Origin of the sequence: Secundilactobacillus mixtipabuli, assembly GCF_002217925.1 — a bacterium.
GTDB classification, from domain to species: Bacteria; Bacillota; Bacilli; order Lactobacillales; family Lactobacillaceae; genus Secundilactobacillus; species Secundilactobacillus mixtipabuli.
Genome location: NZ_BCMF01000087.1, coordinates 1 through 219, shown reverse-complemented (window position 1 = coordinate 219; position 219 = coordinate 1). Strand labels below are relative to the sequence as shown.

At 43.4% G+C, this 219-nt stretch carries 1 pseudogene; it reads right to left on the bottom strand.

Annotation, left to right across the window (positions count from 1 at the left end):
- A pseudogene (locus IWT5_RS12290) lies at positions 1 to 219 on the bottom strand (ISL3 family transposase); the annotation flags it as partial.

The following is a 219-nucleotide window of genomic DNA, read 5'->3' as shown; positions in this document are numbered from 1 at the left end:
AAATCGATAAACTCGTGTGTTTCGGCATCCATCATTTCAAAACTCATGGCCTCATCAGCGTTGTTAGTCGTTTTTATCTCATCTAGCAAAAGTACTTCTGGTAAGTGCTGCCAATTGGGTTCGAAGTAAGTTTCGGACTGCATTAACATACGGGCAACAAAGCTAGCAGAAGTCGCCAATTCGTTAGCGATATGTTTTAGTGAGACCGGCTCTGCGAGT